The sequence below is a fragment of the Geodermatophilus maliterrae genome (assembly GCF_041018925.1).
Lineage (GTDB): Bacteria > Actinomycetota > Actinomycetes > Mycobacteriales > Geodermatophilaceae > Geodermatophilus > Geodermatophilus maliterrae.
This window is the reverse complement of sequence record NZ_JBFNXQ010000002.1, coordinates 46,166-65,106: the sequence shown is the minus strand read 5'-3', so window position 1 is coordinate 65,106 and position 18,941 is coordinate 46,166. Positions and strand designations below refer to the sequence as shown.

The 18,941-nt window shown below is 75.2% G+C and carries 12 protein-coding genes and 1 pseudogene; 4 read left to right on the top strand and 9 right to left on the bottom strand.

Annotated features, from left to right (window positions below; genetic code table 11):
• Positions 1-102 precede the first annotated feature (102 nt).
• Positions 103-480 (top strand): hypothetical protein, encoded by a 378-nt coding sequence (locus ABQ292_RS01095; RefSeq protein ID WP_369202355.1) that lies wholly within the window; start codon positions 103-105, stop codon positions 478-480.
• A gap of 21 nt (positions 481-501) precedes the next feature.
• Here ABQ292_RS01095 and ABQ292_RS01090 read toward each other — a convergent pair whose 3' ends face one another.
• Positions 502-1,944, bottom strand: coding sequence for a S8 family peptidase (locus ABQ292_RS01090; RefSeq protein ID WP_369202353.1), 1,443 nt, complete (start codon positions 1,942-1,944; stop codon positions 502-504).
• A gap of 445 nt (positions 1,945-2,389) precedes the next feature.
• On the opposite strand from ABQ292_RS01090, the gene ABQ292_RS01085 reads away from it, so the two are divergent.
• Both ABQ292_RS01085 and ABQ292_RS26725 read left to right on the top strand, forming a co-directional pair.
• A complete protein-coding gene (locus tag ABQ292_RS01085; protein WP_369202352.1) occupies positions 2,390-2,731 on the top strand; it encodes a hypothetical protein in 342 nt (113 codons plus the stop codon).
• Positions 2,732-2,806: 75 nt separating this feature from the next.
• Positions 2,807-3,043: a hypothetical protein gene (locus tag ABQ292_RS26725; protein WP_499802586.1), complete on the top strand. Its 237-nt coding sequence runs from the start codon at positions 2,807-2,809 to the stop codon at positions 3,041-3,043.
• Between the two features lie 48 nt (positions 3,044-3,091).
• Here ABQ292_RS26725 and ABQ292_RS01080 read toward each other — a convergent pair whose 3' ends face one another.
• From ABQ292_RS01080 to ABQ292_RS01070, 3 genes and pseudogenes are all read right to left on the bottom strand, one after another.
• A complete protein-coding gene (locus tag ABQ292_RS01080) occupies positions 3,092-4,327 on the bottom strand; it encodes a YncE family protein (RefSeq protein WP_369202350.1) in 1,236 nt (411 codons plus the stop codon).
• A 118-nt stretch (positions 4,328-4,445) separates the two neighbouring features.
• Positions 4,446-4,964 (bottom strand): annotated as a pseudogene (locus ABQ292_RS01075) (UGSC family (seleno)protein).
• The gene (locus tag ABQ292_RS01070; protein WP_369202348.1) at positions 4,961-6,358 is read right to left on the bottom strand and encodes a thioredoxin family protein; all 1,398 of its coding nucleotides are present in this window, start codon (positions 6,356-6,358) and stop codon (positions 4,961-4,963) included. Before ABQ292_RS01070 ends, ABQ292_RS01075 begins: the two are co-directional and overlap by 4 nt.
• Positions 6,359-6,565: 207 nt before the next feature.
• On the opposite strand from ABQ292_RS01070, the gene ABQ292_RS01065 reads away from it, so the two are divergent.
• The gene (locus ABQ292_RS01065; protein ID WP_369202346.1) at positions 6,566-8,296 is read left to right on the top strand and encodes a PHA/PHB synthase family protein; all 1,731 of its coding nucleotides are present in this window, start codon (positions 6,566-6,568) and stop codon (positions 8,294-8,296) included.
• A gap of 105 nt (positions 8,297-8,401) precedes the next feature.
• Here the strand turns inward: ABQ292_RS01065 and ABQ292_RS01060 are convergent, their stop codons facing one another.
• The 5 genes from ABQ292_RS01060 to ABQ292_RS01040 form a co-directional block, all read right to left on the bottom strand.
• Complete coding sequence (locus ABQ292_RS01060) at positions 8,402-10,363, bottom strand: 3-oxoacyl-ACP synthase III family protein (RefSeq protein ID WP_369202344.1); 1,962 nt, start codon at positions 10,361-10,363, stop codon at positions 8,402-8,404.
• A gap of 39 nt (positions 10,364-10,402) precedes the next feature.
• The gene (locus ABQ292_RS01055) at positions 10,403-15,907 is read right to left on the bottom strand and encodes an ATP-binding protein (RefSeq protein ID WP_369202342.1); all 5,505 of its coding nucleotides are present in this window, start codon (positions 15,905-15,907) and stop codon (positions 10,403-10,405) included.
• An 82-nt stretch (positions 15,908-15,989) separates the two neighbouring features.
• The gene (locus ABQ292_RS01050) at positions 15,990-16,805 is read right to left on the bottom strand and encodes a 3-oxoacyl-ACP reductase family protein (protein WP_369202340.1); all 816 of its coding nucleotides are present in this window, start codon (positions 16,803-16,805) and stop codon (positions 15,990-15,992) included.
• A gap of 173 nt (positions 16,806-16,978) precedes the next feature.
• Complete coding sequence (locus ABQ292_RS01045) at positions 16,979-17,404, bottom strand: hypothetical protein (RefSeq protein ID WP_369202338.1); 426 nt, start codon at positions 17,402-17,404, stop codon at positions 16,979-16,981.
• A 159-nt stretch (positions 17,405-17,563) separates the two neighbouring features.
• Entirely contained in the window at positions 17,564-18,889 is a 1,326-nt protein-coding gene (locus ABQ292_RS01040; RefSeq protein WP_369202336.1) for a DNA/RNA non-specific endonuclease, read from the bottom strand.
• Between the last annotated feature and the right edge of the window lie 52 nt (positions 18,890-18,941).

Here is an 18,941-nt window from a genome sequence, read left to right as displayed (position 1 = left end):
CCTCGTCGTCACGCCGACCACGGGGACGACCTCGCTGAGCCGGGCCGGCCGGGTCGACCCGCGGGGTAGCGTCGGGTGCTCCGCAGCGGAGTGGAGGACGCCGTGGACGAGGACGTCGCGGAAGCGACCTCGCCGGACCCGGCCGGCAAGCTGAGCCCCCGGGTGGTGGAGCGCCTGGCCGCCGTGGACGGGCGCAGCCCGCTCGAGGTCGTCGTCGAGATGCAGCCGGTCGCCGTCCCCTCCACCGGGTCCCGGGCCAGCCGCGTCGAGGCCGTCAAGGCCGGCTTCGAGCGGGAGCTGGCCGGGGTGGCCGAGCGGATCGCCGCCGTCGGGGGCCAGGTGCTCGAGACCGCGTGGATCAACCAGACGGTGCGCAGCAGCATCCCCGCGGCAGAGCTCGTCCGGGTGGCGGAGGACGACGCGGTCGCCGCGATCGACCTCCCGCGGCCGCTGGAGCCCGACGCCGGCCTCCCGGACTGACGGGGAACGCCGTCCCGGGCGTCAGGTCAGGCACACCAGCCCCGCGCCCTGGGCGGACACCGGCGCGTCCCGCAGCGGTCGGGCGTCTGCCCGCAGTCGCTCGCGGACCTGGTCGGGGACCAGGTCGGGGTCGTCCTGCAGGAGGAGCGCGACGATGCCCGCGACGTGCGGCGCCGCGTAGCTCGTCCCGGCTCCGGCGTCCCCGAACCCGCCGCCGGGGAGGCAGCAGCGGATCCGCGCGGTGTCGCCGCCGCCGGGTGCGACCACGTCGGGGCCGGACTTGCTCCCCGCCGGGCCGCGGCTGCTGTAGTCCTCGACCCGGCCGCCGTCGAGGGCCGTGGCACCGACGACCAGGATGCCGGGGGCGTCGGCCGGGGTCGTCATGGTGGCCGCACCCGGGCCGCGGTTGCCGGCGCTCTTGACCACGACGAGGCCCAGCCGCCAGGCGGCGTCGGCGGCGCGCGCCTCACGGCCGGTGCCGTCCCCGGCCGGTCCGGCGCCCCACGAGCAGTTCGCCACGTCCGCGCCGTCCTCCAGCGCCTGCTGGATGGCGATCGCGCCGCCGAAGTCGTCGGCGTTGCCGACGGGGGCGGTGGCCAGGACCTTGTAGCTGGTGATCAGCACCTCCGGGGCGATCCCCGCGTCCGCCGGGTCGGCCGCCCCGACGATGCCGGCCACCGCCGTCCCGTGCGGCGAGGGGTTGCCCCACTGCTCGGGCGTGTAGTTGCGCCGCTGCACGACCCGCTGCGCCAGCGCCGGGTGCGTGAGCGCCACCTCGCCGTCGATGACGGCGACCGTCACCCCGCGACCGGTCAGGCCGGGGTGCTGCTGCTGGAAGCCGGGCAGGCCGATGCAGCGGTGGTTGGGGACGTCGGCGTCCGCACGGAGCCGCCGCGGGACGTCGAGGGCCGCCACGGTGTCCGCGGCGGCCACCTCGGCCAGCGCCTCCGGCGGGGCGAACGTGCGCACGGTGCGGTTCAGCCAGCACACCTGGTTGACCGCGGTCGGGATCTGCGGGTCGCCCAGCACCTCGCGCGACGGGCGCAGCATGCCGCCGGAGAGCCGCTCGATCTCCTGGTACACCTCGCCCATCCCCCGGTAGCCGGCGGCCCGGGCGTCCTCCACGAGCTTCTGCCGCACGGCCGTCCGCAGCCGGACCGGCGCCCCGGCCGGGTCCCCCGCCACGAGGGTCGTGAACGCGGCCCGCTCCTCCGCCCAGCCCGGGCGCTCGGTCAGCCGCGGCAGCGACGGGACCGGCGCGTCGTCGCGGAACTCCACGACGGTCGCCGCGGCGGCGGGTCCGGGACCGGGACCGAGCGCCTCGGCACCGGCGGTCCGCGTGCCCCGGGCCACCGCCAGGCAGTACTCGTCACTGGCCTTCTCGGCGAAGCGGCTGCCGAGGGTGTCGCGCAGGCCGGCCCGGGCCGCCCGCACCTCCTCGGCGTCGCGCCGGGGTGCCGACATCACGTCCTCCTCGCTGCGGTCTCGTCGCCGTGCCCCAGGACAGCGGGACCCGGAGGACCCGGCCCGGAGGCCCTGGGCCGCGCGGGTCCCCTCGGGATCCCCCGCGACGGCGCCGTCCGGGCCAGCGTCGGGCGGCGGCGTCACCCGGTCGTCACGGGCCCGTCACGACGGTCGCCACCGCGACCACCGGCGCACGGATGACGCTCCCGCTGACGGTCGACCGGCCGCGGTCCGGGACTCCCGCGCCTCCTGGTGCCGAGGAGGCCTCCCGCGCCGACGCGACCACGACGGCGTAGCGTCGTGGTCGCGGAGCCCCTCGGTGCCCGCTCCATCGACCACCGCCCGACGGCAGCGCGACGCGCGCGCGACCGGGCGACGGCGCCACCAGGCGCCCCCACCGCGGAGAGGCCCCCGGTCTCCCGCCCGTTCGAGTCTGGACCCCCGCATGAGCGCACCCGCTCTGACCTTCCTCGCGCCCCCGTCCACGGGTGACGAGCACGAGGACACCGCCACCGACGTCCGGCCCACCACCTCCCCCACCCGCCGGGCCGGGCCCCCGTCCCGGGGCCGGCAGGCCGGCCCGGCGCTGCGGATGACCCGCGGAGCCCGGGAGGCCGCGACCGGCGCGGGCATCGCCGACGCCGACGTCCAGCGCTGTCTCGACGCGCCCGACGACGTGTCGCCGCACCCGGACGACCCGACGCGGACCTGGTTCCGGCGCGGCCCGCTGGTCGTCCTCGCCGGCGCCGACGGGATGGTCCTCCGGGTCAGCCGCCGCGGCCGCTGACCGCAGATACCTGCCTGACCTGGCCGTCGACGGGGACCGGGGACGGTAACGTCGGCACCGGCACGAGGAGGCCCCATCACCACACACCGTGGACGCTGCGCCGAAGTCCATCTCGGGTGCCCCTGCAGGGGCGACGAGACCATCCACGAGGAACGGTCCCGCGAGATCACCGAGGCCCGCACCCGGTCGCAGGAGTCCGTCGAGTGCCCGGAGTGCGGCTCCCCCACGACGCCGCTGGCCCTGGTCAGCTGGGGGAACTGCCGGGCCTGCCGCACCGCGCACTCCCGGCGGATCGAGCCGCTGCGCTGGTGACCGGCACCCGCACGCCGCGCACGAGGGCGGCGGCGGGGACGCCGGGGACTATGCCGCGGCGGTGTCCAGCACCAGCACCGTGCCGCCCTCGAAGACGGTGACGAGGGCACGCCGTCCGTCCGGGGTCACCGCGACGCTGGTCGGGCTGTCGCCGGCCGGGATGCGGGCGGTGACCGCGCCGGACGCCACGTCCATCACCGACACGGTGCCGTCGTCGACGTTGGCCGTGTAGACGTGCCGGCCGTCGGGGGCGTAGGTGACGTCCTGCGGCCCGTCCCCGACGTCCGGCACGGTGGCGACCACCGTGTTGGTCGCCGTGTCGATGAACTCGAGGTCGCCGCCGATGTAGTCGACCACGGCCACGCGGGTCCCGTCGGGGGACAGCTCGAGGCTGTGCGGGCCGTCCCCGACCGGGATGGTCGTCGCGACGGTGTTCGTCTCCAGGTCCAGCAGCGTCACCACGTCGGAGAAGTGGTTGGTCGTGTAGGCGTACCGCCCGTCGGGGGTGACGGCGACCCAGTGCGGGCAGGGCGCCACGGGGATCCGGGCCACCACCGCCCCGCTGGCCGTGTCGAGCACGTCGAGGTGGTCCTCGTCGTAGTACGGCAGGTAGAGGAACCTCCCGTCGGGGCTGGTGGCCGCCGCGTACGGGCCCCTGCCCACCTCGACGGTCCCGGTCACGGTGTCGGTCGCGGTGTCCAGGGTGACGACGGCGTTGGCGCCGTAGTCCTCCGTGTAGGCCGAGACGTGGGCGCGGCTCCCGTCCGGGGAGAACGTCACCATCTTGGGCGGTCCCGCCGGGATCGGGATGGTCGCCGTGACCTCGCCCGACGCGGTGTCCACGCGCACCACCGCACCGGCGGCGGGGTCCGCGACGTAGCCGTACCGGCCGTCGGGTGCGACCGCCACGTGGTGCGGGGCCGCGCCGACGGCGAGTGCCGGACCGGTCCCCGGACTCGCCGCGCTGGCCGCCGGCGCCGGCCGGGCCGCCGCCGTCCCCGGACCGGGGGCCGCGGCGGGGGCCGGCGCGGAGGCGGACGCGGGAGCCGGGGCGGGCTCCGGGGAGGGCTCCGGGGAGGGCTCCGGGGAGGGCTCCGCCCCACCCCGGGCGGCCGGGAGCGGCTCGTGGCCCTCGTGGTCGACGGGAGAACCGGCTTCGCGCTGCCACAGGACGGCGACGACGGCGAGCACCGCGAGCAGCGCCACGGTGAGGCCGGCGAGGAGCGGCCGGCGCGCCCTCCTCCGGCGGTGTCTCCCGTGGACGGCGGTGTGGTGGAGGTCCATGGACGTCCTCGATCCGGCCGCTGCCTGGGCGGACATCGTCGAGCGGCTCCGGACCCGTGACAAGGGGGTGGCGCCCCACGGCGGACCGGCGCCGCGCCGGACGTCGGCGGACGGACCGCTACGCCGTGGCGGTCACCGCGGCCACCACGAGCGGGTAGGCCTCCTCCGCGACCACCCGCAGCTCGGCGTCCGTGCGGTCCTGCACCGGGTGCGGGACCAGCACGTGCGGCGCCGGGAAGCCGAGCGCCGCACCCTGCAGCCGGGCGGCGTCGGCGAACGCCTCGCTGGCGAGGAAGACCCCCACCACGCCGCGGCGGTCGAGGTCGGCGATGTCGTGCACACTGCACGACGTGCACGAGCCCTAGTCGGCCAGTGCCTCGATGACCACCTCGCACTGCTCGGTGATCTCGTGCCGCAGGTCGACCGGGGCGACCCGCGCGAACGTCGGCTTGCGGTAGCGGCGGACCGTCACGCCGTCCGCGCGGAGCAGCTCCTCGAGCCGGTCCAGGACGACGTCTCCCCGGGCCTTGCTGATGTCGAGCAGCCCCACGGTGCGGTCCCGCAGCGACGGCGGGCGCGGCAGCGGCGCCCGGGTCGGCGCCTGCCGCTCGCCGGTGGGGTCGAGGACCGTCCTCACGTGCGCACCTCCCGTGTCACCGGGACGCTGCCCGTCTCGCCGCCCACCCAACCACCGACGACGGCACTGAACAGCCCGGCGTCGCCGCCGGCGGAGACGACCAGCAGCCCGCCCGGCCGGAACTTCGGCAGCCCGGCGCCCGCCGGGGCCGCCGGCACCCCCTCGGCCATCCCGCCGGCCCCGCGCACCAGCTCGGCGCCCGGCAGGGTGAGCAGGCCGTCGAGCTCGGCCAGCAGGCGGGCGCGGTCCCAGCCGGCCTCCCGGAACACCCGGCCGTGCTCCGGGGAGACGACGAGCATCGCGTCGAAGGCCATCGGCAGTTTGGGGTGGGCGTTGACGCGCAGGCAGGCGGCGAACGACCGGGCCAGCGACCCGGGATCCCGGCTGAGCTGGTCGACCACCGGCTGCACCCCGGACCCGCCGAAGACGGTCACCGCGTCCCCGGGCACCCCACGGTCGGCCGCCAGCGGCGGGAACGGGCTGTCCTGCTCGCGCTCGGCGAAGCAGAAGGTGTACTTGCCCGGGTTGCCCAGGGTGGCCCGATCGACCTCGCCGGGACGGCCGCCACCGACGTTGCGCACGACGAGCTGCAGGGCCCGGCCGATGGTGGCGTTGGCGCGGTTGCCCTGCCCGAGGGCGTTGACCCCGCTGTTCATCCCGATCCGCGCGGCGACCGGCCCGTTGACGACGACGACCGGTCCGGCGAAGTAGGTGGTCGCCAGCAGGCCGTGCAGCGCGAACTCCTCCGCGCACGCCGCCTCGAGCGCCGCGAGGACGACCGGCAGGTGCTCGGGCAGGCAGCCGGCCATCACCGCGTTGACCGCGACCTTCTCGACGGTGCACTCCACGAGGTCCGGCGGGACGACGGCGACCACCTCACCGGGGTCGCGGGTCGTCCCGCGCAGCACGCGCAGCACCCGCTCGGGGGTCGGCGGGACGACGGGCAGCCCGTCGGTCCAGCCGCGGTCGAACAGCGCCTCGTGCTCGTCCTCGAGGTCGGCCAGCTCGACCCGGCGGCTGGCCAGCCGCGTGCTCCCGTACCGGGCCTCGAGCGCGTCGACCCGGGACGGGTCCACCGACAGCGACCCGCAGCCGGGCCGGTGCTCGGGCAGGCCCGGGCCCAGCCCGGCGACCCCGGTCAGTGCCTCCCACTGCTCCCGGCTCCAGCCCACCACCCGCGCCGTCTCCGCGCCGTCCTCGACCCGCAGGAGCGTGGGGACCGTCTCGACGTCCAGCCGGTAGGAGACCTCGAGGCCGGTGTCGTCGTGGTCGAACCAGCCCGCGTCGTCCTGGCACCACACCGCGGCGCCGAGCCGTCGCAGCACCGGCTCCACCAGGACGCAGGTCGGGCAGTCCCGCTTGACGACGGCGACCAGCCCGTCGGGCAGCTGCACGCAGCCGACCCTAGTCCCCGTGCCGACCCCGGAGCGCCCACGCACCCGTCTCGGCCGTCGACGTGCCCGCGACGTGCCGATGAGCGCCTGCCCGGGCGGCGTGGGCTCCACCGTTCCCACCTGCTCGCGCCGGCGCGACAGGAGACACCCGGTGTCCGCCCGGGCTAGGGTCGCGCCCGTGTGACGTGCCTCACAGAGGGGGACCCCATGACCGACACGACGACACCGCTGCGCCCGCGCACGACTCCCCGCCCGCGTCCAGCGCCGGACGACGCCGCGGCGCCGGCCCCGATCGAGGGCGGGGAGCCCGTCGGCCTGCCCTCACCGCGGGGCATGGCGAAGGGCCTGGTCGCGACCTTCGCCCGGCCCCGGCCCGTTGCCCGGGAGGCCGTCCGGCTCGGGCGGGAGACGCTGCGCATCCTCCGGGGCACCGACGAGATCGCGCCCTCGCCGAAGGACAAGCGGTTCGCCGACCCGGCCTGGTCGCTGCACCCCGGGTACCGCCGCCTCGCCCAGTCCTACCTCGCGTCGGCGGCGTCCCTGGGCCGCCTGGTCGACGAGTTCGAGGCCGGCGGTGCCGACTGGCGCGAGGTCGAGCAGGTGCGGTTCGTGCTCAACGCGCTGACCAGCGCCATGGCGCCCACCAACACCCTGCTGGGCAACCCGGCTGCGCTCAAGCGGGCGTTCGACACCGCCGGGGTCAGCGTCGTCCGGGGGCTCCGGAACGCGCTGCACGACCTCGTGCGCAACGGCGGGCTGCCCCGCCAGGTGGACCGCAGCGCCTTCACCGTAGGCGAGGACCTCGGCATCACACCGGGAGCCGTCGTCCACCGGGACGAGGTCGTCGAGGTCATCCAGTACGCGCCGTCGACACCTCGCGTCCGGCAACGGCCCCTGGTGATCGTGCCGCCGCCCATCGGCCGCTTCTACTTCCTCGACCTCCGGCCGGGACGCAGTCTCGTCGAGTACGCGGTCAGCCGGGGCCTGCAGGTCTTCATGATCAGTTGGCGCAACCCGACCAGGGAGCAGTCCGAGTGGGGCCTGGACGAGTACGCCGGCGGCGTCGTCACCGCCGTCGACGTCGCGCGGGAGATCACCGGTTCCGACGACGTCACCACCCTCGGCCTGTGCGCCGGCGGACAGGTGATGACGACGGCGCTGAACCACCTGGCCGCGACCGGTGACGACCGGGTGCACGCCGCCGGCTACGCGGTGACCCTGCTCGACTTCTCCAGCCGGGCCCCGCTCGGTGCCTTCTCGGGTCCGCGGCTGCTGGAGGTCGCCCGGCGCAACTCGCGCCGGCGGGGCGTCATCACGGCCCGGCAGATGGGCTCGATGTTCACCTGGATGCGCCCGGACGACCTGATCTTCAACTACCTGGTGGAGCAGTGGCTCATGGGTGAGGACCCGCCCGCGTTCGACGTCCTCGCGTGGAACGCGGACGGGACGAACCTGCCCGCCCGGCTGCACGAGCAGTTCCTCGACGTCTTCGGGGACAACGCGCTGGTCAAGCCGGGGGCGCTCCGGGTGCTGGGGACACCGGTCCACCTGAGCCGGATCACCGTGCCGACGTTCGTGACCGGTGCGCTCACCGACCACATCACCCCGTGGGACGGCTGCTACCGGACCACCCAGCTGCTCTCCGGGCCGAGCACCTTCGTGCTCAGCTCCAGCGGCCACATCCAGAGCCTGGTCAACCCCCCGGGCAACCCCCGGGCCCGGTACTGGACCGGCGGTGAGCCCGGGCCGGACCCGCACGCCTGGCGCGCGGCGGCCGAGGAGCACACCGGCAGCTGGTGGGAACCGTGGTCGGCGTGGGCGGTCGAGCGCTCCGGCGACGAGATCCCGGCACCGGAGACGCTGGGCAGCGCCGCGCACCCGCCGTTGGAGCCGGCCCCCGGCTCCTACGTGCGCGACCGCCGTCCCGGCCCCGGCTGACGCCAGGCCGGCAGGCGACGACGTGCGCCGAGGCGCGGTCCCTGACACAGGGACCGCGCCTCGGCGCACACTCACTCCCGGGGCAGCGAGCCGGGAGGTCCTCGCTCAGCCGAAGGCCTCCCGCATCCCCTCCGACGCCGACCCGGTGTCGCTGGACGGGCCGGGCGCGGGCATCTCCGCACCGTGCTCCTGCGGCACGGACGCCGTCTGGACGGCGACGACCGCCGGGTCGACCCGCATCACGGCGTACCCGGCCACGGCGCCCGCGCCGAACCCCGGCGCGAAGACCCGCACCGGCTCGGTGATGACCCCGTCGCGCACCGCGTCGTGGATGGCCAGCGGGATGCTGGCCGAGGACGTGTTGCCGACCTGCTCGATGTTGAAGTACAGCTGGTCGGCGGTCAGCCCGGCCCGCTCGGCCAGCTGGATCACCATCGTCTTGTTCGCCTGGTGCGGCACGATCAGGTCGATGGCGTCCATCAGCGACCCGTCCCGGCCCTCCGGCGCCGGCAGCTGGCCCAGCTCGTCGATCATCTGGGAGAGGTAGCGGCCGGCCAGCGCCTTCACCTGCGGCCCGAAGACGGTGATGTTGTTGTCGAACTCGGGGTTGGGCCAGAGGATCGAGTTCACCTCGCTGGCCGGGCCGCTGGCGTAGGTCTTCATGTAGTCGATGTCGCCGTCGGCACCCTCGGGTGCGGGTCCCACGACGAGGGCCGCCGCGCCGTCCCCGAAGATCATCCGCGAGGTGCGGACGTTGCCGATCTTGTCGGAGAACTTCTCCACGCAGACCACGAGGACCGGCCGCTCGACCTCCTGCAGCATCCGGACGGCGTCGGCGACGCCGTAGGGCATGCCGGCGCAGGCGGCGATGATGTCGTAGGCGGCGTAGACCTGGTGCATCCCGAGCTGACCGCAGAGGTAGGTGGCCAGCGACGGGATGAGCCGGGAGCTGGTGCAGGTGCAGACCAGGACGCCGCCGATCTCCTCCGGCTGCCGCCCGGCCTTGTCCAGCGCTGCCTCGGCGGCCTGCAGGGCGAGCTCCTCCAGCGGGAGCGAGCTGTACTCCCGCTGCTCGATGCCGGTCTTGGACGCGATCTCCTCGGCGCTCATCGGCGACCAGTTGTAGGCGGTGTTGCGGATCAGGTCGTCGTTGCTGCACACCTGGTCGCCGTGCACCGCGGCCAGCGCCTCGATCCGTGGCCGCACCGAGAAGCGCTGCCGCACGTCGAGCTCCGGGTACGGCCGGACCGGCGGCCGGGACTCCCGGGGCCCCGCGACGTGCCGGGGCTCGGCACCGGCGCCCAGCCGGCGCAGGAAGGCGCGCACCTCCTTGTCGCGGGGGTGGAAGGCCACCACCCAGTCCTCGTCCTTGAGCTGGCTGGCGTCGGCCAGCTCCACCTGGGAGCGCTCCCACGGGTACTGGTTGTGCAGCACCATCGCCCAGCGGTGCAGCGCCTCGAGCTCGGGGACGTCCTCGGAGACGTCGAGGATGTCGGTGTAGTCGTAGACCGGGTAGTCCGGGTCGTAGTGCGGCAGCCGGAAGGTCAGGTTGCCCGGCTGCTCCAGGAACTCCGCGACCGTGGGCTTGAGCGCCGGCAGCGTGGACGCGTGGTGCCGGCGGTTGGCGAAGACGTCGAACAGGATGTCGAAGATGCGGTCCTCGCAGCCCTCGTTCCACTTCGACGGCAGCTGCGGGTAGGCCTCCTGGACGCCGCTGACCTTGGCCTCGCCGTCCTCCCAGGGCTCCAGGACGGGCAGGAAGACGTCGGATCGGTTGCGCGGCAGGTCGCCCCAGCGGGTCGGCCGCTTGTCGTACATGGTGATCGAGAAGCGGTTGGCCCAGAACAGGTTCAAGGCGAGGTCCCGCATCAGGTCGTACCGGCTGGCGTACGCGCCGGTCCGCACCCTCTCCAGGATCTCGGTCCCGCTCGGGGCCTTGGTCTCGAAGTCACGGCGGATGACGCTGTCCAGCTGCTCCAGCGTCTCCATGGTGGAGAAGTCCAGCTCGGGCATGATGTTCGAGGGGAACACCATGCGGCCGTGCCGGTTCAGGACGAAGGCGTTCACGGCAGTCCTCTCGGTCGGACGGGTCCAGCTCCGGGGGGGTCAGCTCTGGTCGGCGGCGCGCTCCATGCCGCGCTCGACGGCGGCGATGAGGCGGGGCCGCAGTTCGGCGGCGGGGATGATGGCGTGCACCGAGCCCGTCCGGCGGGCGCGCTCGATGTCGTGGACGGCCTCGAACTCGGCGGCGACCTCGCCGAGCTTCTCCGACCGGACGGCGCTGCGGAGGGTCGCCAGCTGCGACCGCAGCTGGGCCTGCTCGACGGCGTCGGCCGAGCGGAGTGCGGCCTCCAGCTCCTGCACGCGGGGGTCGGCGCCGGTGCGCTTGTCCACCTCGCGGGAGAAGACGACCGCCGCGGCCGGGGCGCCCCCGATCACCGAGGCGTAGGAGCCCTCGACGGCCAGGACCTCCATGTTGTCGTTGAGGACGCCGGAGAAGACGACGAAGGCGCCCCCGTGGTAGCGGGAGACGACGCAGAAGACGATGGGGCCGTCGAAGTTGGTGATGGCCCGGCCGATCTCCGCGCCGTACTCCAGCTGCAGGTTGCGCAGCGACTCCGGTGACCCGTCGAAGCCCGACAGGTTGGCCAGCACGACCAGCGGCCGGTTGCCGCTGGCGGCGTTGATGGCGCGCGCGGTCTTCTTCGAGGAACGGGGGAACAGCGTCCCCGCCGTCCACTGGTCGGGCCCGTCGGCCGGGAAGCTGCCCCGCCGCGGGATCGGCCGGGACTCCACGCCCAGGACCGTCACCGGGTGCCCGCCGAGGTGGGCGTCCAGGACGACGGCGGTGTCGGCGTCGGCCATGCCGGCCCACCGCTCCAGGACCGCGTGGTCCTGGTCGGTGACGGCCCGCATGACCGTGCGGATGTCGAACGCCTTCTTGCGCTCGGGGTTGGCCTCGGCGGAGAAGACGTCGCCGACGGTGGTGAACTCGCTGGACGGGTGCTCGTGCGGGAAGGGCCGCACGTCGCGGTCCCGCGGGTCGGAGGTCTCGGCCGGGCGCGGCCAGCGCTCCCCCGGCGCCCGGTAGGTGTGGTCGTAGTGCCGGAACAGCACGTCGAGCGCGCCGGTCAGGTTCGGCGCCCAGTATTGCGCCTGCCCGTTGGGGCCCATCACGCGGTCGTAGCCGCCGATGCCGAAGTTGTCCTCGGCCGACACCCCGCCGGAGTAGTCGAGGGAGTGCTTGCCGGTGAGCACCATCGCGCTGTCCGGCGTCATGACGAGGATGCCCTTGGTGTGCATCAGCATCGTGGCCTCGGCGTTCCAGTACGGCTGGGCGCCGACGTTGATCCCGGTGACGACGACGTTGATCTCGCCGCCGGCCTGGGTGTACTCGATGATCCGGCGCAGCGCGCGGGAGACCCAGTCCATGTTCTCGGTGCCGCTGTCCATCGAGATGCGGGCGCCGGAGGAGAGCGCGAACCACTCGACCGGGATGCCGCGCTGCTCGGCGAGGTCCAGCGCCGCGACCACCCGCGCGCACTCGGGCTCGGCGACGGTGCCGAGGGCCTTGGTGGGGTCGCCGAAGAGCGCGACCCGCGTCATGCCCTCCGGGTAGCGCGGCGTCGGCGTGGTCACCAGCCCGGCGACGATGCCCGCCCGGTTCTGACCCGGCGGGCGCTCGACCGGCACCAGCCGGCCGTCCTCGTCCAGGTCGTGCTCGACGAAGGAACCGTCCGGCCCGGCCAGCAGCGGGGCCAGCTCGTAGGGGTAGGGGGCTCCGCGGGCGCGCGAGCTGAGCACCTTCGCGGTGTAGTCGTCGAGCGGGCGCATGGGCGCGGTGGGGCGGTCGGTCACGTCCATGCGCACGCCGGTGCCGGGCCGGTAGGAGAAGCGCAGGGCCACGTCGCGGGGTGGACGGCCCTCCTCCTCCTGCAGGCGGGCCAGGAGCACGATCTGGTCCAGCCCGGCGCCGATCGTCAGCGGCGCCGACGTGCGGGCGAAGGTCGCCACCTGGGACAGCGGCACCTCAATCGACGGCCAGGCGTAGAGGTAGACCCGGTTGTGCTCCAGCGGCCGGCGGGACCGGCGCAGGGACTGCGCCCGCCGCAGGCTGTCCAGGCAGGAGGTCAGCTGGCGCTCGACCGTCGGGAAGCCGACGACCTCGCCCTGCTCGTCGTGCAGCGGGGTCAGGTCGCGGACCTCGGCCATCGCGACGAAGCGCTCGTCGTTCGGGTTCTCCTTGGCCGTGACGTGCAGCAGGTAGGTGTCCTCGGCCGACGGCACGCGCTCGCCGTCGAACTCCTTGAGACGCCAGATCTGGAACCGCTGCGCGGTCAGCGGGTGCAGACCGCGGACGATGCGCTCCTCGACCAGGCCGGCCCCGTCCGGCGTCCGCCGGTAGGTCAGCGTCTCGGCCTCGCCGTCCGGGGTGCAGACGGTGACGGTGACCCGCCGGCCGGTCCGCAGCGCCGGGACGTCGACGAGCACACCGTGCAGCTGCTCGGCCACGGCGTCGGCGTCGGCCGGGCGGTCGGGCCAGTTCACGTAGAGGTCCACGACCACCTGGGCCGGGTCGGCGACACCGGCCAGCTCGCCCGCCACCGACGCCAGCGCCTGGGGCAGCCGCGTCCTGTCGGTCATCAGCGCCAGCAGGTGCAGCCGGTCGCCGTTGAGGTCGTACCCGGCGGTGACGCAGGTGTCGCCGTCGAGCAGGGTCGAGCGCACGTCCTCGAGACTGCGGCTGCGGTAGTAGCGGCGGGTGAGGACCTCGAGGACCGGGTCCGGGACCGTGGTCTCCCGCTCGAAGCGCTGGGCCAGCAGACGGATCAGCGGCTCGGGACTGGCGACCAGCGCCTCCATCCGCCGGATCTGCTCCGCGGTGTCACCGCGCGCCGCGGCCTCGTCGAGTGCCTCGAGCAGCTGACGGGCCCGGTCGAGGACCTCCTGCCGGGCCTGCTGGACGACCGGCTCCTCGAAGTACCGGTAGCGGATGGCGCGGGCCAGGTCCCCCAGCGAGGGGTGGCGCAGCTGGGTGGCCACGACCAGCCGGTCGAGGACCTCCCCCAGCTCCGCGCGCGCCGGGCCCTCCGGCAGTCGGTCGGCGGTCAGCCAGCGGTCCAGCAGCGCGGAGACGGCGGGCAGCTGCTCACCGACGCGCTGCTGGGCGAGGAAGACGCGGTGAACCGCCTCGGTCAGCGCCGCGCTGGGCTCGAGGTCCTCGACGCCGTAGTGGGCCAGCGCCCGCTGCAGCCGGGCACGGAAGGCCTCCGGCAGTCCCTCCCGCTCGGCGTCGAGGGAGTGCAGGTAGGCGTGGAAGTACTCGCGCGGGCTGTGGACCTGGGTGTCGGCCTCCTCCTCCTCGCTGGCCGGCCGGTTGCGGGAGAGCTCCGACAGGTCGGCGAAGGTGACCAGCACGTCGAGCTCGGCGGACAGCAGCTGCGCGTCGTCGACGGGCAGCTCGTCGCGGGCGGCGGCGTACTCGGCGACCAGCCGCTTCGCGTGCCCGCCGCTGACGTCGTAGCCGGTGACCAGCGCCCGCAGCGACGCCAGCCGGGCCAGCGCCCGGCTCCGCGGGTCGCCGTCCGGCGTCTGTGCCTCCTCCGGCAGGGTCACGCGCTCGCCGGTGGCCTCCTCGACGTCCCCGCCGGTCCGCTCCAGGCTCAGCAACGGGGCGCCGGCGTCGACCTGGCTGTTGACCGCGGCCCGCAGCTCGCGGACCCGGCCGGCGAACGGCGCGCGCACCGCCGTCTCCATCTTCATGCTCTCCAGGACCGCGACCGGCTGGCCGGCCACGACCTCGTCACCGGGCGCGACGCGGACGGCGACGACCACGGCCGGGGCGGGGGCACGGACGATGCCGCCGACGTCGCGGCTCACCCGGTGCGTCTCGCCGTCGACCTCCACCAGGGAGGACCCGGGCGCCTCGGCGGCGACCACCGAGTGCCGCCGTCCGCCGATGGTCAGCCGGCTCTCCAGGGGGCCGAGCCGGTCCACCTCGACGTCGACGACCCGGCCGTCGAGCCCGACGCGGTGCCGGTCCCGGTCCACGGTGGCGACGGTCAGCCGGTAGACCTGCCCGCGCATGCCGAGCTCGATGGTGCGGCCGACCTCGTGCGGGGCCCGCGGCCGCCCGCCGCGGGCCGACGCCAGGAAGGCCAGCCGCTCCTGCTCCTCCTCGGCCTCGGCCAGGTCGAGCGCCACCTGCACGAGCGCCACCCACGCCGACCCGGCCGGCCGGGGGCCGTCGGCGGTGCCGGCGCGGTCCAGCCAGCCGGTGTCGGCGGTGCCCGCCACGACCTCGGGGCGGTCCAGGAGGTCCAGCAGGAAGGACTTGGTGGTGGTGCCGCCCCGCAGGACGACGGTGGTCTCCTGCAGCGCGCAGCGCAGCCGGGCCAGCGCCTCGGGACGGTCCCGGCCCCACGCGATGACCTTGGCGATCATCGAGTCGTACTGCGGCGGGATGACGTCGCCGACGCTGATACCGGTGTCCACGCGGACCCCCGGACCGGTGGGCAGGCGCAGCAGCTCCACGCGGCCCGGTGCCGGCGCGAACCCCTGCTCGGCGTCCTCGGCGGTGAGCCGGGCCTCCACCGCGTGACCGTTCGCCCCGGGCGGGTCGCCCTCGAGCCGGCCGCCGGCGGCCACGTGCAGCTGCAGCTTGACCAGGTCTAGGCCGGTGGTCGCCTCGGTCACCGGGTGCTCGACCTGCAGCCGGGTGTTGACCTCGAGGAACGTGGTGAGCTGCTCCTCCGGCTGGAAGAGGAACTCGACGGTGCCCGCGCCGACGTACCCGGCGGCCCGTACGAGCGCGACGGCGGACTCGCGCAGGGCGGCGTCCTGCTCCTGGCTCAGCGCCGGTGAGCTGGACTCCTCGAGCACCTTCTGGTTGCGCCGCTGCACCGAGCAGTCACGCACGCCGGGCGCCCAGACCGTGCCGTGCTGGTCGGCGATCACCTGCACCTCGACGTGCCGGCCGCCCTCGACCAGCCGCTCCATGAACACGACCGGGTCGCCGAAGCTCTTCTCCGCCTCCGACCGGGTGCGGACCAGCGCGTCGGCGAGCTCGTCCGGCGAGCGGACGACGCGGATCCCGCGGCCGCCGCCGCCGCTGCGCGCCTTAACGATGAGCGGGTAGCCGATGGCCTCGGCGTGCCGCCCGCCGTCGTCGGGGCCCTCGACCGGGCCGTGGCTCCACGGCGCGACGGGGACGCCGACCTTCTCGGCGAGGACCTTGGCCTCGATCTTGGCGCCGAGCAGCCGCATGGCCTCCGGCGGCGGCCCGATGAACGTCACGCCCAGGTCGGCGCACAGCTCGGCGAAGGCGGGGTCCTCGGCGACGAACCCCCAGCCCACCCACGCCGCGTCCGCACGGCAGGCGCGCAGCGCCCGACCCAGCTCGGCGTGGTCGAGGTACGGGGAACCGGCCCCCGTCTCGTTGAGCAGCACCGCCTCGTCGGCGGCGCGCACGAAGGTCGCCCGGCGCTCGGCCTCGGTGTGCAGGGCGACGACGCGGGTCCGGGTGCCCTGTTCGGCGTTGAGCTCCCGCACCGCACGGATGAGCCGGAGGGCCGGCTCCCCACGGTTGACGACGGCGATGCGGTCGAACACCGGGCACCTCTCCTCGATCGCTGGACTGACGGGGTGGGCGGGCGCGACCCGCCCGGGCGGGCGCGGCACGTCCGGGCGGGCGCTACATGTCCAGGCCGCCGTTGACCCCCCAGACCTGCCCGGTGATGTAGCCCGAGGCGTCCGCGGCGAGGAAGTGCACGACGCGGGCGACCTCCTCCGGCTCGCCGAGCCGGCCGAGCGGGATCTTGCCCTTGAGGTTGTCGAGCACCTTGTCCGGCACGCTCTCGAGCATCTCGGTGGCGGTGTAGCCCGGCGTGACGGCGTTGACCGTGATGCCCGGCCCGTCGGTCTTGCCGGAGCGCTGCACCTGCATCGCGGCCTCCCGGGCCAGCGTCTTCGTCAGGCCCAGCAGCCCGGCCTTGGCCGAGGAGTAGTTCGACTGGCCGATGCCGCCGGTCTCCCCGATCACCGAGGAGATCATCACGATCCGCCCGCTGCCGCGCTCGATCATGTGCCGGAGCGCGGCCTGGGACAGGTAGAAGGCGCCCGAGAGGTTCACGTCGATGACCCGGCGCCAGTCGTCGTCGGTCATCTTCAGCACCGTGCGGTCGACGGTGATGCCGGCGTTGTTGACCAGGATGTCGAGCCGGCCGTGCTGCTCGATCACCTCCGCGATGGTGCGCCGGCAGTCGTCCGGGCTGGCGATGTCGCCGCGGTGCACGCTCGTGCGGCTGTCCGGGTAGGCGCCGGCGAAGTCCTTGACGAACATCTCGGCCCGCTCGGTGTTGCCGCTGTAGCCGGCCGCGACGTCGGCGCCCTGGGCGGCCAGGCTGCGGCAGATCGCCGCGCCGATCCCCCGGGTGCCGCCGGTGACGAAGGCCACCCGGCCGGAGAGCTTGTCGCCGGTTCTGCTCGTGCGTGTCTGGGTGGCTGTCACCGACTCCTCCTGGGGGACTCGGACGCGTACGCCCCCGTGCCTGCACCGGGGCGTTCACGACGCCGTCTTCTCCGGCGTCGGGGTACGGGCAGCATCCTGCGCGGCGGGCCGCACGGCAAGGCAGGGGGCGGATCCGACCGGTGACGGGCGGCGCGTCGGCCCGCCGCGCGGCGTCAGTGACCGTCGCCGGACCGGGGTGCCGGCAGCGCGCGGCACACCAGCGCACACGGGGGCGAGCTCGCGGCCGGCCGGCAGTGCTCCGCGGGACGGGTGCCGTCCACGGCACCGCGGGCCTGCTGGGCGCGGGCGCAGGCCAGGGCCTCGCGGAAGCCCTGCGCGTACCACAGCGGGGCGTTGAGCACGACGCCGCCGGGCACGGCCCCGGTGGTCACGGCGCCCGCTCCGCCGTCCCAGACGAGTCGGGCGAGGTCCTCGGGGGCGAGCCCGTGACACCACGCGCCTCCCGCGGCCGGCTCGCCGGCCGGGTCGCCGGCCGGCTCGATCTCGACCGCGAGGCGCCCGTCGGCACGGCCCAGCGCGTGGGCCGCCTCGAGGGCGCGCAGCAGGGGTGAGGACGTCTCGTGCGCTCGGGGCTCCACGGCCCGCCTCCCAGACCTCGCAGGTACCGGTCGCTCACCACAGCCGTCCGCCGGTCGGCGGACGGCTGTGGTGGACACCAGGGAGAGGCGGCGGCGGGGCCCGGTGATACCACCGGACGGCGGTGGGTCGCGGCGGGGGCCGGACCGGCGGCCCGGCGGTCACCAGCGGATGTCGGCGACGCTCCCGAGCGGCTCGCGCTCCCGGACGAGCTCCGGCAGCACCAGGGTGTCGGCCGCCCGCAGCACGTCCGGGAAGCGCAGCCCGGTCCTGGCCTCGACCTCGGGGAGCGTCACCTGGAACACCCGGAACTCGTCGAGGTCCAGCGCCTCGAGCTGGTGGAGCGCCTGCGTCAGCAGGAAGGCCCGGGCGCGGAGGGCACCGGCCTCGCGGAAGGCGATCACCTTCCAGAACTCGCGCGGGAGCCGGACCCCGCGGTACACGCGGTCGTCGGCCGCGAACACCGGCCCGCCGAACACGCTCACCCTCAGGTCCTCGACGTCGACGTCGGCGAGGACGGCGTTCTCGAGCCGTCCCCACACGCCGTTCCGCGCGCTCTGGTTGAAGTCGTCCATCTGCGGCGCGATGTTGGTGAAGCAGAAGGAGTCGCGGTTCGCCCGCTCGGCGACGGGCAGGCTGCCCCAGACGAGGTCGGCCCGGCGCGCGATGTGGCCGCGATCGAGGCGGTTGCCCGCGTACAGCTCGTCGCCGACCTGGAGGTCCTCGGCGACCTGCGGGTCCTTGACGAACCTCTGGCCACTGCGGCTGAGCGCCTTCAGGGCGCCACCGTCGATGTTCCACGCGACCCAGAGGGCGAACCGGCGGGAGGCGCTCATCTGCAGGGAGAAGTGCACGTGCTCCACCACGGTGTCGCCGTCCACCGTGGGCGCCACGTCGGCGCGGACGGCGGCACCGGGCACGGGCGCGGGGACCTCGACGCCGAGGAAGGAGGGGTCGTAGCCCTCGGCGACCTCGGGGACGGCTGCGGGGGCGCGGGCCTCCGGCGCCGCCGTCGTCCCCCCGGACGGGGACGTCGCCGGCCCGGCGGGCTCCCCGTCGAGGGTGAAGCGGATCGAGACCTCCGGGACCCGACGGCCACCGGTGGTCACGTACCCTACGTCGACGGAGGAGACGTCCAGGTCGGCCAGGGACACCGCGTCCCCGGCGCGGACGAGGCGCCCGAGCGCGGCGAGCAGGCGCCCCCGCTCCCGGGGACGGTCGCCCGTCCCGTCCGCGCTGGGGCCGACCGGGTCGCCCGCCGTCGGGTCGGTGGTCGTCGTGTCGGTGGCCATGGGGCCCTCCCTCGCGTCGCGGCGGTCGCCGGCCGCTGCCGGCGCGCCGGTGCCGGTGCCGCCCGGCCGCGCAGCGGGATGCCGTCCCCGGACCCCTGGTGGGATCGCCTCGGCGCGGGCGCCCTCGGCCCCGGCCTCGTCCGGGGTCCCCGGGAGGAGGCCGTCGGACGTCGTCGTGGGCAGCACGTCGGTCACGGCCCCAGCCCACCCGGCGGTCGTCACCGGGGCGTCACCGGCGCGTCACACG

What these genes read in the sequence shown, in the direction of transcription:
- ABQ292_RS01090 (WP_369202353.1), bottom strand. Translation starts at nt 1,944, where the DNA reads ATGTCGGCACCCCGGCGCGACGCCGAGGAGGTGCGGGCGGCCCGGGCC.
- ABQ292_RS01085 (WP_369202352.1), top strand. Translation starts at nt 2,390, where the DNA reads ATGAGCGCACCCGCTCTGACCTTCCTCGCGCCCCCGTCCACGGGTGAC.
- ABQ292_RS01080 (WP_369202350.1), bottom strand. Translation starts at nt 4,327, where the DNA reads ATGGACCTCCACCACACCGCCGTCCACGGGAGACACCGCCGGAGGAGG.
- ABQ292_RS01065 (WP_369202346.1), top strand. Translation starts at nt 6,566, where the DNA reads ATGACCGACACGACGACACCGCTGCGCCCGCGCACGACTCCCCGCCCG.